15 protein-coding genes are annotated in these 15373 nt (G+C 33.3%); 10 read left to right on the top strand and 5 right to left on the bottom strand.

The genetic code is table 11. From position 1 onward, the window contains the following. Window positions 1-59: 59 nt before the first annotated feature. From B8T70_RS15455 to scpA, 8 genes are all read left to right on the top strand, one after another. Window positions 60-1187 carry a methionine aminotransferase gene (locus tag B8T70_RS15455; RefSeq protein WP_086895410.1) on the top strand — a complete coding sequence of 376 codons (1128 nt, stop codon included), beginning with the start codon at window positions 60-62 and terminating at the stop codon, window positions 1185-1187. A 77-nt stretch (window positions 1188-1264) separates the two neighbouring features. After that, window positions 1265-2146, top strand: a complete 882-nt coding sequence (locus B8T70_RS15460) for an SDR family oxidoreductase (RefSeq protein WP_039111326.1) — start codon at window positions 1265-1267, stop codon at window positions 2144-2146. A 390-nt stretch (window positions 2147-2536) separates the two neighbouring features. Next, complete coding sequence (gene udk / locus B8T70_RS15465) at window positions 2537-3145, top strand: uridine kinase (RefSeq protein ID WP_039111328.1); 609 nt, start codon at window positions 2537-2539, stop codon at window positions 3143-3145. A 111-nt stretch (window positions 3146-3256) separates the two neighbouring features. Continuing rightward, complete coding sequence (locus B8T70_RS15470) at window positions 3257-3580, top strand: septum formation initiator family protein (RefSeq protein WP_039111330.1); 324 nt, start codon at window positions 3257-3259, stop codon at window positions 3578-3580. Between the two features lie 24 nt (window positions 3581-3604). Then, window positions 3605-4975 (top strand): methylmalonyl-CoA mutase subunit beta, encoded by a 1371-nt coding sequence (locus tag B8T70_RS15475; RefSeq protein WP_086895411.1) that lies wholly within the window; start codon window positions 3605-3607, stop codon window positions 4973-4975. Between the two features lie 43 nt (window positions 4976-5018). Continuing rightward, window positions 5019-5255, top strand: coding sequence for a hypothetical protein (locus B8T70_RS15480; RefSeq protein WP_039111335.1), 237 nt, complete (start codon window positions 5019-5021; stop codon window positions 5253-5255). Continuing rightward, window positions 5245-5535, top strand: a complete 291-nt coding sequence (locus B8T70_RS15485) for a type II toxin-antitoxin system RelE/ParE family toxin (protein WP_086895412.1) — start codon at window positions 5245-5247, stop codon at window positions 5533-5535. The genes B8T70_RS15480 and B8T70_RS15485 overlap by 11 nt, the downstream gene beginning before the upstream one ends. A gap of 15 nt (window positions 5536-5550) precedes the next feature. Then, window positions 5551-7692 (top strand): methylmalonyl-CoA mutase, encoded by a 2142-nt coding sequence (gene scpA / locus B8T70_RS15490; protein ID WP_165763222.1) that lies wholly within the window; start codon window positions 5551-5553, stop codon window positions 7690-7692. A 57-nt stretch (window positions 7693-7749) separates the two neighbouring features. Here the strand turns inward: scpA and B8T70_RS15495 are convergent, their stop codons facing one another. The 4 genes from B8T70_RS15495 to dapF all read right to left on the bottom strand — a co-directional run bounded on the left by B8T70_RS15495 (window position 7750) and on the right by dapF (window position 11376). Further along, window positions 7750-8394 (bottom strand): peptidoglycan-binding protein LysM, encoded by a 645-nt coding sequence (locus B8T70_RS15495; protein WP_086895416.1) that lies wholly within the window; start codon window positions 8392-8394, stop codon window positions 7750-7752. Window positions 8395-8892: 498 nt separating this feature from the next. After that, window positions 8893-9933 carry an endolytic transglycosylase MltG gene (gene mltG, locus B8T70_RS15500; protein WP_039111583.1) on the bottom strand — a complete coding sequence of 347 codons (1041 nt, stop codon included), beginning with the start codon at window positions 9931-9933 and terminating at the stop codon, window positions 8893-8895. 60 nt (window positions 9934-9993) lie between these two features. Beyond that, on the bottom strand, window positions 9994-10527 hold the full coding sequence (locus B8T70_RS15505) for a GNAT family N-acetyltransferase (protein ID WP_039111342.1): 534 nt from the start codon (window positions 10525-10527) through the stop codon (window positions 9994-9996). A gap of 66 nt (window positions 10528-10593) precedes the next feature. Further along, complete coding sequence (gene dapF / locus B8T70_RS15510; protein WP_039111344.1) at window positions 10594-11376, bottom strand: diaminopimelate epimerase; 783 nt, start codon at window positions 11374-11376, stop codon at window positions 10594-10596. A gap of 137 nt (window positions 11377-11513) precedes the next feature. Here dapF and B8T70_RS15515 point away from each other — a divergent pair, with 137 nt between their 5' ends. Next, window positions 11514-12914 carry a trypsin-like peptidase domain-containing protein gene (locus tag B8T70_RS15515; RefSeq protein WP_039120376.1) on the top strand — a complete coding sequence of 467 codons (1401 nt, stop codon included), beginning with the start codon at window positions 11514-11516 and terminating at the stop codon, window positions 12912-12914. 238 nt (window positions 12915-13152) lie between these two features. Next, window positions 13153-14601 carry a glyceraldehyde-3-phosphate dehydrogenase gene (locus tag B8T70_RS15520; RefSeq protein ID WP_039120378.1) on the top strand — a complete coding sequence of 483 codons (1449 nt, stop codon included), beginning with the start codon at window positions 13153-13155 and terminating at the stop codon, window positions 14599-14601. 247 nt (window positions 14602-14848) lie between these two features. Here B8T70_RS15520 and B8T70_RS15525 read toward each other — a convergent pair whose 3' ends face one another. Next, window positions 14849-15310: an Lrp/AsnC family transcriptional regulator gene (locus B8T70_RS15525; protein WP_039111354.1), complete on the bottom strand. Its 462-nt coding sequence runs from the start codon at window positions 15308-15310 to the stop codon at window positions 14849-14851. Window positions 15311-15373: the final 63 nt, after the last annotated feature.

Raw genomic sequence — 15373 nt, forward strand, 5'->3', positions numbered from 1 at the left:
AAAAAGAATTTAAAATTATCATAAAAAAGCTATCTTTATAAAAGTAATTATAGATTTTTATGAGCAAACTCCCCCACATTGGCACGAGTATTTTTACAGTTATGTCTAAAATGGCAAACGAATACAATGCCATTAACCTATCGCAAGGATTCCCTAACTTTCCTGTTGACGAACGCTTAACTAGCATTGTAGCACGACTTGCAACCGAGAATGTACACCAATACACTCCAATGGCAGGTTATCCGCCGTTATTGACCAAAATTGCAAAACTTATTCTGGACTCCTATAAACGAGTAGTTGTACCAGAAACCGAAATTCTTGTAACTGCCGGAGCAACTCAAGGTATTTTTACCACCATACAAGCGTTAATTAAAGCAAACGACGAAGTAATTATTCTCGACCCAAGTTATGATTGCTACGAAGCACCAGTTTTATTATGCAATGCACATTCAGTTAGAGTTCCTTTAAACGATGATTACACGCCAAATTGGGAAATCATAGAAAAAGCTTGTTCTACCAAAACAAGAATGATAATCATTAACAATCCGCATAACCCAACAGGGAAAATTTTAGCGGAAGCAGATTTTGTACGATTAGAGAAGATTCTTGATAAATACCCAGACCTATTAGTATTATCCGACGAAGTTTATGAGTACATCACCTTTGAAGAAAAACATATCTCAGCACATACCCGTCAGCAACTTTTAGACCGTTGCATTATGATTTCATCTTTCGGGAAATCATTTCATATTACAGGATGGAAAATTGGTTACGTTGTAGCCCCAGAACATTTAATGATAGAAATCAAGAAAGTACATCAGTTTTTGGTTTTTAGTGTAAACAGTATTTCTCAAGTTGCAATAAGCGAATATCTAGATATTGTTGACGTTACTAAACTTGGCAAATTCTATCAGGAAAAAAGAGATTACTTTAAAAAATTACTAGAAAAAAGTCGATTCGAATTAAAACCATGCGAAGGAACTTATTTTCAGGTTGCATCCTATAAATCAATCTCCGACGAAGATGATGTAACTTTCTGCAAAAGACTAATAACCGAATACGGAGTTGCTGCAATACCCATTTCGACTTTCTATGCCAACGGAAAAGATTTAAAACTAATCCGTTTTTGTTTTGCAAAAGATAATGCTACACTCGAGGCAGCTGCCGAAAGATTATGCAGCATTTAGCATAAACTAAAATTAACACATTTATTATGCATGCATACTATTTAATTCTTATATTTACCTTTTAAATTTAAAAAAACATGAGTTATACAGATAAAATGTTAAGAGACGATGCTTTAAAAGGCAAAGTAATAGTGGTAACCGGCGGAGGAAGCGGACTAGGAAAAGCCATGACTAAATACTTTCTAGAGTTAGGTGCTAAAGTTGCAATAACGTCGAGAGATTTAGAAAAACTAAAAAACACAGCTACAGAACTTGAGGGCCTAACAGGAGGAACTTGTTTACCACTGCAATGTGATGTTCGTCATTACGAAGAAGTAGAAAACATGCTACAAGAAGTTTTAAAAGCTTTTGGTAAAGTAGATGTATTACTAAACAATGCTGCTGGGAATTTTATTTCGCCAACCGAAAGATTATCAGCTAATGCTTTTGACACTGTTATCGATATTGTATTAAAAGGTTCTAAAAACTGTACACTTGCTTTCGGAAAGCACTGGATTGATACCAAACAAACATCGGCTACGGTATTAAATATTGTAACTACTTATGCTTGGACAGGATCTGCTTATGTTGTACCAAGTGCTACTGCAAAAGCTGGAGTTCTAGCTATGACAAGAAGTCTTGCTGTAGAATGGGCAAAATACGGAATCCGAACTAATGCTATCGCTCCAGGTCCATTCCCTACAAAAGGTGCTTGGGACAGATTACTTCCGGGGGATCTTGCAGAGAAATTTGACATGGCCAAAAAAGTACCATTAAAACGCGTGGGTGATCACCAGGAATTAGCCAATTTAGCTGCTTATTTAGTTTCTGATTTTTCAGCCTATGTTAATGGTGAAGTAATTGTTATCGATGGTGGTGAATGGTTAAAAGGAGCTGGACAATTTAATTTATTAGAAGCAATTCCAGAAGAACTTTGGGATCAGCTTGAAATGATGATAAAAGCAAAGAAAAACAAATAATAAGTGCTTACTAAAGTCAGGTATTTAAACAAATCACTGATTGCACCAAAGACCTCGATTACTAAGTAATCGAGGTCTTTTCTTTTTTACTCCCTATATATCAAGAAAGATTGAAAAACAAAATTAATCTGTGACCTAAAGTTTAACCGCAAAAGACGCAATGTTTTATAATCTTTCTAATCCTTTTATCCCGATAGCTATCAGGAGTGGCAAAAAAAACTTAGTTTACGTTTAACTTTCCCCTTATTATAAGGGCAACTATTCAATTAAAAATTGAATCAGAAAAATTTTAAAACAAGATAAAAGCTACAAGGAATTTTAGGAATTTTATCTAATGACAAATCCGTATTAATTGTTATTTTTGCGGCTTCAAATTATAACAATATTTTTATGCTCATCATTGGAATTGCAGGCGGAACAGGAAGCGGGAAAACAACCGTAGTACATCAAATCATGAATGAATTACCCCATGCCGAAGTGGGCGTGATTTCTCAGGATTCATACTACAGAGAAAATAAAAATCTATCTTTTGATGAAAGAGCCTTAATAAATTTTGATCATCCACGTGCGATTGATTTTGATTTATTAGTTACCCACTTAAAAGAACTTAAAGAAGGAAAAACTATCGATCAACCTGTTTATTCTTTTATCACACATAACAGAACCGACGATACAATTAGCACACATCCTAGAAAAGTAATGATTGTAGAAGGGATTTTAATCCTGACAAATCCAGAACTAAGAGATCTTTTTGACATTAAAGTATACGTTCACGCCGATTCTGATGAAAGACTTATCAGACGTTTAAAGCGTGATATCGCAGAACGTGGTCGTGACTTAGACGAGGTTTTAACACGGTACCAAAACACTTTAAAACCTATGCATGAGCAGTTTATCGAACCAACAAAGGCTTTTGCTGATATTATCATACCAAACGATAAATACAATACCGTAGCAATAGATGTAGTTCGTGCAGTAATTAATCAACGTATTCTATAATTTTATTGTAAATTTATTGCATTAAAAATTAGGAGCTATTCCCGCTTTCGCCTTTATCTTTGTTCGTTCCTCTCAAAGGATATCGGCTTTATCGGGGCTAAAAAATAAAAAATGACAAATCCATATAAAGATAAATCCTGGTTTAAATTCCTGAGCAACAAGTATGTTTGGGTATTGTTGTTTTTTATAATCTGGATGGTTTTTCTGGATAATTACTCCTATTTTGACCATCGTTTTCTAGATAACCAGATAAATGAGTTAAAAGACAACAAAACCTATTATCAAGAAGAGATAAAAAAAGACCAGGAACAAATAAAAGAACTTAAAAACCCAGAGCAAATTGAGAAATATGCACGGGAAAAGTATTTTATGAAAAAAGATAGTGAAGATATTTACATCATCGAGTTTGAAGGTGACACTATCGAAAAAAAATAAATTCAGAATTATAAAAAGATAAAAATGGCTACTCCCCTTTTCGATAATTTTAGTCCAGTATCATCCAAACAATGGAAACAAAAAATTCAATTTGAATTGGATGGTGCCGATTATAACGAAACCCTGATTTGGAATTCGCCAGAAGACATTCAGGTAAAACCATTTTATCATAGTGATGAAAACATCAAGCCCGTTGAAGTAACAACCAAAGCAACTGATTTTAAAATATGTCAGAACATTTTTGTTCATGACGTTTCAAAATCAGTTGAAAGGGCTTTAGATTCCCTAAAAAGAGGTGCTGAAAGTTTGCATTTTACAATCGAAAACGACACCGTTGCCGTTGATAAATTATTCGAAAAATTACCTTTAGAAAACAGAAATGTTTACTTTAATTTGAATTTTATTTCAATCGATTTCGTAAAAAAACTAAACGCAATTTCAATACAGAAAAAAGCAAATTTTTACTATAATATTGATCCACTTGGGCAATTGGCAAAAGAGGGCAATTGGTTTTCATTTACAACCAAAGAAAAAAACAATTTCGAAACCCTTGAAATCCTTTCAAAGGAAATTCCAAATGCATCCTTAATAAGTATTAATGCAAGTTTATATCAAAATGCTGGTGCCAATATGGTACAACAAATTGCATATACAGTAGCACATGCAAACGAATATTTTAATCGAATTCCCTCAATAAACGGAACGATCGTATTACAAGTATCAGTAGGAACCAATTACTTTTTTGAAATTGCTAAACTTCGTGCCTTACGATTGCTTTTTAATTTAATAGCAACCGAATACAATCCAAACCTAAAATGTCATATACTTGCTTCGCCCACAAAGCGAAATAAAACCTTGTATGATTACAATGTAAACATGCTACGCACCACAACCGAATGTATGTCGGCTATAATTGGTGGTGCAGATGCCATTGCTAATTTACCATACGATGCTTTATACCATAAAGACAATGAATTTGGGGACAGAATTGCACGCAATCAATTATTAATTCTTAAAAACGAAAGCTATTTTGACAAAGTCAATAATCCAGCTGACGGAAGTTATTATATAGAAAGTCTGACCAACCAACTTGCTGAGAAATCATTGACCTTGTTTAAAGACATCGAAGCCAATGGAGGTTTCTTAAAACTATTAAACGAAGGAATTATCAAAAGAAAAATTCAGGAAAGCGCCGATAAGGAACAAGAATTATTTGATACAAAGAAAGAAGTTTTACTCGGAACAAATAAGTACCCGAACAAAGACGACAAAATGAAGCATGATTTAGAACTCTTTCCTTTTGTAAAAATAAAACCAAGAAAGACATTAATTACACCAATAATAGAAAAACGGTTGGCCGAAAAACTGGAGCAAGAACGATTAGAACTTGAATAAAAGTGATTTAAAATAGCTATATTTGAATCTAACACAACTAATTATGGAAGCAATTCGACAAATAATATCGGTTAAAAATCATTCTATAACAGTTATTTTACCCGATGATTTTATAGCAGATGAAGTAGAAGTAATTATTTTACCTGTACAAAATGACAATTATAAAATCCCCCAATGGCAAATTGATCAAGTTAGAGAAAGAACAGAAAATTATTTAAAAAATCCAACGAATGTTACTGACATAGATGATTTTTTAAAAGAAATTGAAGATGATCTATAAAATAGTAATTATCGAAGAAGCAAAAAAGGATTATAAAGAATCTTTGCTTTGGTATAAAAACATACATCCAAAATTAGCTATTAGATTTAATGATTCCTTTAAAAAAAGTATAGCAATTATTAAAAAAGGCCCATTACTATTTCAAATTAGATATGACAATATCAGAATATTATTTTTAAAAACTTTTCCATATGCCATACATTATTCAATTTACGAAAATTGTATCGTTATAAAATCCATTTTTCACACATCCAGAGATAGTGAATTAAACTTCTTTTAAATACCTTTTTTACAATTGAGAAAAGACCTTAAACATATTAAATTAAAAGTTGAAAGCGAACAGGTAGATAGTGTTAATCCTCAAGATAAACAACTAACAACTGATTACTTTGAAACAGCCGAAGGAATTGACCTAAAAGCAACCTATACAAAACAAGATATTGAGAATATAGAACATCTTGATTTTGGAGCAGGATTTGCTCCAAATTTAAGAGGTCCTTATGCAACTATGCATGTAAGACGCCCTTGGACAATCAGGCAATATGCAGGATTTTCGACTGCCGAAGAAAGTAATGCTTTTTACAGACGTAATCTTGCTGCAGGTCAAAAGGGTTTATCAATTGCATTTGATTTACCTACGCATCGCGGATACGACTCTGATCACGAGCGTGTTGTTGGTGACGTCGGGAAAGCTGGAGTTGCTATCGATTCTGTCGAAGACATGAAGGTTTTATTTGATCAAATCCCGCTTGAAGAGATGTCGGTTTCTATGACAATGAATGGGGCGGTTTTACCAATTATGGCTTTTTATATCGTTGCTGCCGAAGAACAAGGTGTTCCTCCTGTAAAACTTTCCGGAACTATTCAAAATGATATCCTGAAAGAGTTCATGGTGCGTAACACTTATATTTATCCGCCTACTCCATCAATGAAAATTATTGCGGATATTTTTGAATTTACGAGCAAAAAAATGCCGAAATTTAATTCTATCTCAATTTCAGGATATCATATGCAAGAAGCAGGTGCCACTGCCGATATAGAATTGGCTTATACTCTAGCCGATGGATTAGAGTATATTAGAACCGGATTGGCAACAGGAATGCCTATAGATGAATTTGCTCCTCGATTGTCTTTTTTCTGGGCAATAGGAATGAATCACTTTATGGAAATTGCCAAAATGCGTGCAGGAAGAATGATTTGGGCAAAACTTGTTCAGCAATTTAATCCTAAAAGCGATAAATCTCTTGCATTAAGAACGCATTGCCAGACAAGTGGCTGGAGTTTAACCGAGCAAGATCCATTTAATAATGTGGCTCGTACTTGTATTGAGGCTACAGCAGCTGCTTTTGGCGGAACACAATCGTTACATACAAATGCTTTGGATGAAGCCATTGCATTGCCAACAGATTTTTCGGCAAGAATTGCTCGTAACACTCAAATCTTCTTGCAGGAAGAAACCAAAATAACCAAAACCGTTGACCCTTGGGCTGGTAGTTATTATGTAGAGAGCTTAACAAATGAGATTGTTGCCAATGCTTGGAAACTTATTGAAGAAGTTGAAGAGCTAGGCGGAATGACTAAAGCTATTGAAGCAGGAATTCCTAAATTACGAATAGAAGAAGCTGCGGCAAGAAAACAAGCCCGAATAGACAGCGGACAAGATATTATTGTGGGTGTTAATAAATACCGACTAGAAAAAGAAGATCCTTTACAGATTCTTGATGTTGATAACCAAATGGTGCGTAAACAACAAGTTGCTCAACTAGAACATATAAAAGCAACCAGAGATTCTGAAAAAGTAAAAGCAATACTCGAAAAATTAATTCATTGTGCTAAAACCGGCGACGGTAATTTACTGGAAATAGCTATTGATGCAGCTAGAAATCGTGCTACTCTAGGCGAAATAAGCGATGCTTTAGAAACTGTTTTCGGAAGATACAAAGCGCAAATTAAATCCTTTAGTGGCGTGTACAGTGCAGCGATAAAAGACGACAAGAGCTTTGAGAAAGCAAAACAATTGGCCGATACCTTTGCCAAACAGGAAGGTCGTCGCCCAAGAATTATGATTGCCAAAATGGGGCAAGACGGTCATGACAGGGGTGCAAAAGTAGTTGCCACTGGTTATGCCGATGTGGGTTTTGATGTAGATATAGGTCCTCTTTTCCAGACTCCGGCAGAAGCTGCCAAACAAGCTGTAGAAAATGACGTTCATATTCTTGGTGTTTCCTCACTTGCTGCGGGACATAAAACACTTGTACCTCAAGTTATAGAAGAACTAAAAAAACATGGCCGTGAAGATATCATGGTTATTGTGGGTGGTGTAATACCAGCACAAGATTATCAGTATTTATTTGATGCTGGTGCTGTAGCCGTTTTTGGACCTGGAACAAAAATTAGTGAAGCCGCAATTACAATTCTGGAAATCCTAATTGACTAAAAAGTAAAAAACCTGCAATCTCTTGCAGGTTTTTTTATATTCTTAATTCGTAATGAATTATATCGAGTGAACTGTGGCATCATTATCTGCTTCGATTGAAGAGACATTATAACCTCCAAAAGCCTTCATGTAACTTCTAATAGACGTTCCATAAGCATCTCTGAAATATTTTTGTCCATTATTCTTAAAAAAGTTTTTAACAGACCCAGCACCTCCTAAATGAGCCGCTGCTAATATTCCTGATTCGGTAATATAAATTCCGCTGATAAGCTTTCCTTCATACTTCTCGATTTCCTTCCTTAAAATCCATTTATTTTTAGACAACAAAGCAATAAATGCTTTTTCTTGTAACGCAGGGTTTCTTAGGAACGCTTCATCATTTCGTACTCCAATTGCTCTTAAAGCCTGGGTTCCGAATTGATATTTTCCCATGTAACCAAGTGTATTTACTTTTCTGTATTTGCCTTGAGATTCTCTTAAAGCGATTGCTTCTTTGAAACCAATTAGGTGGTTTCCGGTGAAAGGGATACTGTCTGAAACAGGATAATCTTTCTTTTCTTTAGATGGAAGTAAGTAGTCGGTTCCATCTGTTTTTTCTGTAAGAAACCAAGGAGTGGTGTCTAAATTAAAGGACTTAAAACCTGAGCTTAAAAACCCAATAATAACGGTTAATGTTGTGTAAAAATACCATTTCTTTATCATAGATTGTTTTTCTTTTGAACGCTGTCCCATTCAAAAATTTCTGCCCACAAAGATACAACAAATTTTACAAAGCTATAAATCAACCAGTTAAACTTTTCAAAAAACCCAAAATACGCCCCGTAACCGCCTAGTTAGGAGTGCGTTCCAAAAATCAATTTTATCTCTCAATAACGTGGAATCCCAATGAAAACGTTTTCAAAAAAACGGCTTTTTTGTCAATTTTTGTAAGAAAAACGTCGAGACGGGATAAGACTACCAATCTATTTTAAAATTCTAAATCGTCAAATTAGGATCGTTTTTATCGATATTTTCAATAAAAATAACTCTCTCTTTTGTCGAAAAATAAATTCAATTATTGGAATAATTTCAAATAGCAATAATTAAACAAATCATACTTCTCAAAAATCTATTTATAAAATCAATATTTATAAAAAAAAAGATGCCGAAGTCAATAATTAACTTCGGCATCTTTTTATAGATTATATTTTACTTTCAGGACTATCTTACCACTCCTTGACTATTAATCCAGTCTGAGTATTTTTTTGCATTTACATTATGCTGTGCTAGTGTCGATGCGAACTCATGATATCCAAAACGATCTATACTTGCACAGAAATAGATGTAATCATTTTTCTCAGGCTTTAAAACCGCTTCTAATGCTGTAATATCCGGCATTGCAATTGGTCCTGGAGGAAGTCCCGTATTCATATAGGTATTATATGGAGACGACATTGTTAAGTCTTTATAGAAAACTCTTTTTATTACTTGCTCAAAGTCATTTGATTTCTTTTTGATTGCGTAAATAACCGTTGGATCAGCTTGTAATGGCATTTCCAGACGCAATCTGTTTAAATAAACTCCTGCAATTCTAGGTCGCTCATCTTTTTTTACAGATTCTTTATGTACGATTGAAGCCAAAATTGTAGCTTCTACTGGAGTTAATCCTTGTGCAGCAGCTTGATCTATTCTCTCTTTAGTCCAGAAATTATGATATTCTTTAATCATTTTATCACGAAACTTAAGAGCCGAAGTATTCCAATACACTTCATACGTATTCGGGATAAACATTGCAAACACATTATCTTCGTTAAAACCATTTTCTTTCATGAAAATAGAATCTTTAAATACTTTTAGCAATGATGTGCTATCAGCTTCTATTTGAGAAGCAACACGTCCTGCAAAATCCTCTAGACGTTCTTGATTGTTAAAAGCTAATTTTACCGGAACATTAGATCGCATTGCTCTAACCAAATCCATATTATTCATATCCTTGGTTAATAAAAAGCGTCCTGGTTTTACATTATCAGGATAACCTCTTTTACTAGCAACCATCTCAAAGTTCTTTAAATCTTTTACAAAGGGTTCTAATATCTTTTTTACATCTTCATAATTAGATCCCGTAGGTACATAAACGTAAACTTCTTTCTCAGAAAATTTAGTATTAGCACTAAAAATTTGGCTTATCAAAATAAACCCATAAACCATCAAAACCGAAATTACGATTACGGCACTTATTGTTATAATTTTCTTTATATTCATATGTGGTTGCATTACTTGCTAGTATTTTTTTTTAATTATAACAATTTAAAAACTAAACTCTCAAAACTCCTTATTAATTAATTGAAAAAGGGCTTCGTCCTGATAAACACCATTAACTAAAAGCCAATCTTTTTTTGTTCCAATTTTTTCAAAGCCAAATTTAGTAAAAAGTGCATTACTTGCTTCGTTTTTAACACCAATATTTGCATATAATTGATGTAAATTAAGATGATAAAAAGAATATTTAATTAATAATGTTAAAGCTTCAGAACCAATATTTTGATTCCTTCTTTCATTATCCTGAATTACAATCCCAATACCTGCCCTATTATTTTTAGGGTCAAAATCGAATAAATCAACTAGGCCAATGGCAGGAAAATCCTGATCTTGACAAATAGCAAGTCGTAATTGTTTGGCTTCATAAATGTCCTGATGGGCATTTTCCAGATATTGTTTTATTAAGAATCGGCTGTAAGGTGTTTGAGTATTGCTTACTTCCCAAATACTAAGGTCATTTTCGACTGCATAAATAAACTCCAGATCATTGGGTTCTAATGCTCGTATATATATAGTATCGCCTTTTAATGTGATCATTTTTAATTTTAGAATTTAGCCCCGATCCCAAAACGTCGGGATAGGATAGATTTCAGACTGAAAACATTAAATCTCGATTGTTCCTTTAAATACAAATTCAGCTGGTCCTTTTAAGAACACATTTGTAAAGTGCTCCCCTACTTTATCAAAAGAAACAACTAGTTTACCTCCTTCAACATTTAAGTTGATATCTGTTTCATTAGTTTCTCCTATTGCATTCATAGCTATTGCAACCGCTGTAGCGCCTGTTCCGCAAGCAAGAGTTTCATCTTCTACACCTCTTTCGTAAGTGCGTAGTGAAAATGTTTTATCATCTACTTTTTTTACAAAGTTGATATTACTCCCTGGTTTTCCATACAATTCTCCGTAACGTATAGCTGCTCCATTTTCTTTTACATTATAATGTTCTAAATCATCTACTATTTGTACATGATGTGGAGATCCTGTATTTAAGAACGTATAATTATCATATTTATTTATAGCATCAACATCTATCATTTGCAAAGAAACAATAGAGTCTGGCGCGATTGTAGCATGATGCAAACCATCTGTAGCTATAAAGGTTGTTTCATTTTCTATTACATCTAGTTTTTTAGCAAATGCCACCAAACATCTACCACCGTTTCCACACATCGAACTTTGGTTTCCGTCGGCATTATAGTAAACCATTCTAAAATCGGTTTCAGAATCATTTTCTAACAAAATCAGTCCATCAGCACCAATTCCGAATCGTCTGTCGCACAAACGTTCAATTAATTTTGTATCTTTCTTTGGAAAAAAATCAGAACGATTATCAATCATTACAAAATCATTTCCTGTACCCTGATATTTATAAAATTCTACTTGCATTGTTATTGAATTGAGAAATACAAAAGTACGAACTATTAATGAAATGTTAATCATTGTTAAAGAGCGTTAAACCACTTTACTTCAGTTTTTTTTTGATATAATTTTATACATAGATAACTTAAACACTAATCAAAACTATGAAACGATTTTCAACCTTATTTTTAGTATCCTTATTAAGCGGTGCTACTACGCTTGGTGCATACAAGTTATTATTTGATAATAACGGTTCTCTTTTTGGCGAAAAGAAATCGATAGTAACTCTTGCTCCAAATTCATACTCTAAAACAGTAGGTTTAGGTGCCGAAACTGTTGATTTTACAGCTGCAGCAGATAAAACCATTCATACAGTAGTACACGTAAAAAATGTATCTCGCAGAACTGTTACTAACCCAATGTTAGAATATTTTTACGGTTATGGAGGTCAGCAAACACAAGAACAAGTTGGTACTGGTTCTGGTGTAATTATTTCTGCTGATGGATATATCGTAACTAATAATCACGTGATAAAAAACGCTACTGAAATTGAAATTACTTTAAATAATAAAAAATCTTATACGGCAAAACTCATTGGAACAGATTCTAAAATGGATATTGCTCTATTAAAAATCGATGCCGACGAAAAATTACCTTATACTCCTTTTGCAGATTCTGATGCTGTAAAAGTCGGTGAATGGGTTTTGGCAGTTGGAAATCCGTATAATCTAACTTCTACAGTAACTGCGGGGATTGTTTCAGCGAAAGCCAGAAACTTAGATACAAACGGAATTCAATCGTTTATCCAGACAGATGCTGCGGTAAACCCTGGTAATAGTGGTGGTGCATTGGTAAACACCAGAGGGGATTTAATTGGTATTAATACTATGATATCCTCTACAACCGGTTCTTATGTTGGATACTCATTTGCAGTTCCGTCTAATATTGCCAGAAAAATAATAGAAGATATTATGGAGTTTGGTAATGTACAAAGAGCTATATTAGGTGTAGAAGGGGGTGAACTTAATAATGCCGCTTCTAAAGAGCTGGGTATTTCTCAAACTCAAGGTTTTTACATCAATAAAGTAACTCAAAAATCAGGTGCTGAAAAATCTGGTCTTCAAAAAGGTGATATCATTGTAAAATTAGATAATCGAGATATAGCTACTTATGCTGATTTTTCTGGATATATTAATACCAAAAGACCTAATGATGTAGTTCAGGTAACTTATATACGTGACGGAAAAAATAAAGTAGTTCCTGTTACTTTAAGTAAAAATGAATTTTTTAGTACTGAATATAAAGGAATCGAATTAGAAAATATCGATGCAACCGATAAAAAGAGATTCGGTATAAACTATGGTGTAAAAATTAAAGCACTTACAAACGAAAATCTTAAACAGTATAATAATGAATTACAAGGCAACATTATTTTAAGTATTGACAATATAAAAGCAACAGACATTGAAACGGTTTCGAAACTTTTAAATCAAAAAGACGAAAACCAAAGTATACGAATTGAAATGATTAATAGAAACGGAGAAGTTATTCGAGTTATCATCTAAATCATTTTATTTCCCAAATTCAAAGCCATCCTGCAAAATCAGGATGGCTTTTTTATTTCCTTCTGATATAGAATTTATTTTTTGTTTTAGGAGAAACCAATTTTCATTTTATTGAAGAAAATTTATTTTCACCCGTTTCCAAAATAAATCATAAAATAGTTTACGAAATCGATTGAAATGGGTACTTTTGCGCCAAATTTAAAAAAACAAGCAGTTTTATTTTTACAAATTTTCAACTATGAGCAAAAAATCTTTGTACCAAAAAGAAGTATCATTTCAAGTCGACAGACGAAAAGCCGGAGTAGAATTGATTAAAATCATAAGCGATTTATGGTATGATAAATCTATCGAAATGGTTTTATTCAAAAATCAATTACTAGATAAGAATGTAAGCGACATTATTAATTTACATCAATACGCTGGAGAATTTGTAGGTAAACCAATTACTATTTTTGACTCTGTTGAAATTGCGAGAGTTGTTTTATCTTTAAAATTACCTCCTTCCAAAATTGATATTGGAAAACTAACTTATGAATATCGTTTGGAGGATGAAAAATATCCAGATGCTCGTCATTTTGTAATCGAAAAACTAAAAGAAGCTAAATCATCTGAAGAAATTCAACCTAAAGATGTTGTTCTTTATGGCTTTGGCCGAATTGGTCGCTTATTGGCCAGAGAATTAATGTCTAAAACAGGAAAAGGAAATCAGCTGAGATTAAGAGCAATTGTTATTCGTGATAAAAGCGAACTGGCAAATCTTGAAAAAAGAGCTTCTTTATTAAGATATGACTCTATTCATGGAGATTTTCAGGGTTCTGTAGTTGCAGACCCAAAGAATAATGCTCTTTTGATAAATGGAACTACGGTACATATTATTTCGGCAAATTCTCCTGAAGAAATAGATTATACGCTATATGGCATTAATGATGCTCTAGTTATAGATAATACTGGTGCTTTTACAACTCAGGAAGCATTAAGCAGACACTTAGTTTCTAAAGGAGTTAGTAAAGTTTTACTTACTGCACCTGGAAAAGGCGTTCCTAATATTGTACACGGAGTAAATCATAACGAATACAATCCTGATGAAAATGATATTTTCTCGGCAGCTTCTTGTACTACAAATGCTATAACGCCTGTTTTAAAAGCAATTGAAGATACACTAGGTGTTGTAAAAGGACACTTAGAAACTATACATGCATATACTAATGATCAGAATCTGGTTGATAATATGCACAAAAAATACCGTCGTGGCAGAGCTGCTGCATTAAATATGGTAATTACTGAAACTGGTGCAGGAAGTGCTGTTGCAAAAGCATTACCATCGCTTGAAGGGAAATTAACATCAAATGCAATACGTGTTCCTGTTCCTAACGGTTCTCTTGTTGTATTGAATCTTGATGTTAAAAAAGCAACTTCGATTGCTGGAATTAACAAAATAATGAAAAAATATGCCCTTGAAGGCGAATTAGTAGAACAGATAAAATATTCTTTGAATACAGAATTGGTTTCTTCTGACATAATCGGTACCTCGGCACCATCAATTTATGATAGTAATGCTACAATAGTTTCCAAAGACGGAAAAAGCATTGTATTATATATATGGTACGATAATGAATATGGCTATAGTCACCAGGTTATTCGATTAGCAAAATATATTGCGAAAGTAAGACGTTTTACTTACTACTAGCATATACACCAACCAAACCAACTTTTTCTCAAAACCATCAAGTTCTCTTGGTGGTTTTTACTTTTAAATCAACCAGTTGAGTTTTTTTTACCATATAAGTGATTTAAGTTCATTTAAGCTTTATACAGATAGTCACACTTATATTTACTTAAATCACTTACATGGTTAACTTTTTATTACACTAATAATTTTATGTAATTGAACTTATAACTCGATCAATTTCAATTCACAACACTTGTACTTCACATTATATTATTGGTAAAACTGTCGTGCTCTTTACTTCGGACATTACAAAGACAGTATTGATTAAAGAAACTTCGGGTAAAATTGATAATTTTTTTTGATGAAAATGATGATACGTTTCCATATCTGGAATGATAATTTTAAGCATGTAATCAAAATTTCCTGATACATAATTACACTCTACAACTTCGGGTAAATTCAAAATAGATTGATTAAACCCTTCCGAGGTATCATATGTCTGTTTTGTGAGCGTTACCTGGCAATAAACCGTAAGATTATTCCCTAATTTTTTCTTATTCAAAATAGACACATATTTCTCAATAACTCCCTCTCTCTCAAGTCGTTTGACTCTATCATGGACAGGTGTAAGAGACAAATTTATTTTGTTTGCAATGTCTTTTAAGGTATAATGCGCATCTTCTTGTAAAAGGCGTAGGATTTTTTTGTCAGTTTCGTCTAAAATCATGGTAAAAAGTGTTTTAAAAATTATTACAAATCAGTCATTTTTTCTTTTTATAGACGATAAAAG

The organism is Flavobacterium sp. AJR, from assembly GCF_002156885.1.
Classification (GTDB): Bacteria; Bacteroidota; Bacteroidia; order Flavobacteriales; family Flavobacteriaceae; genus Flavobacterium.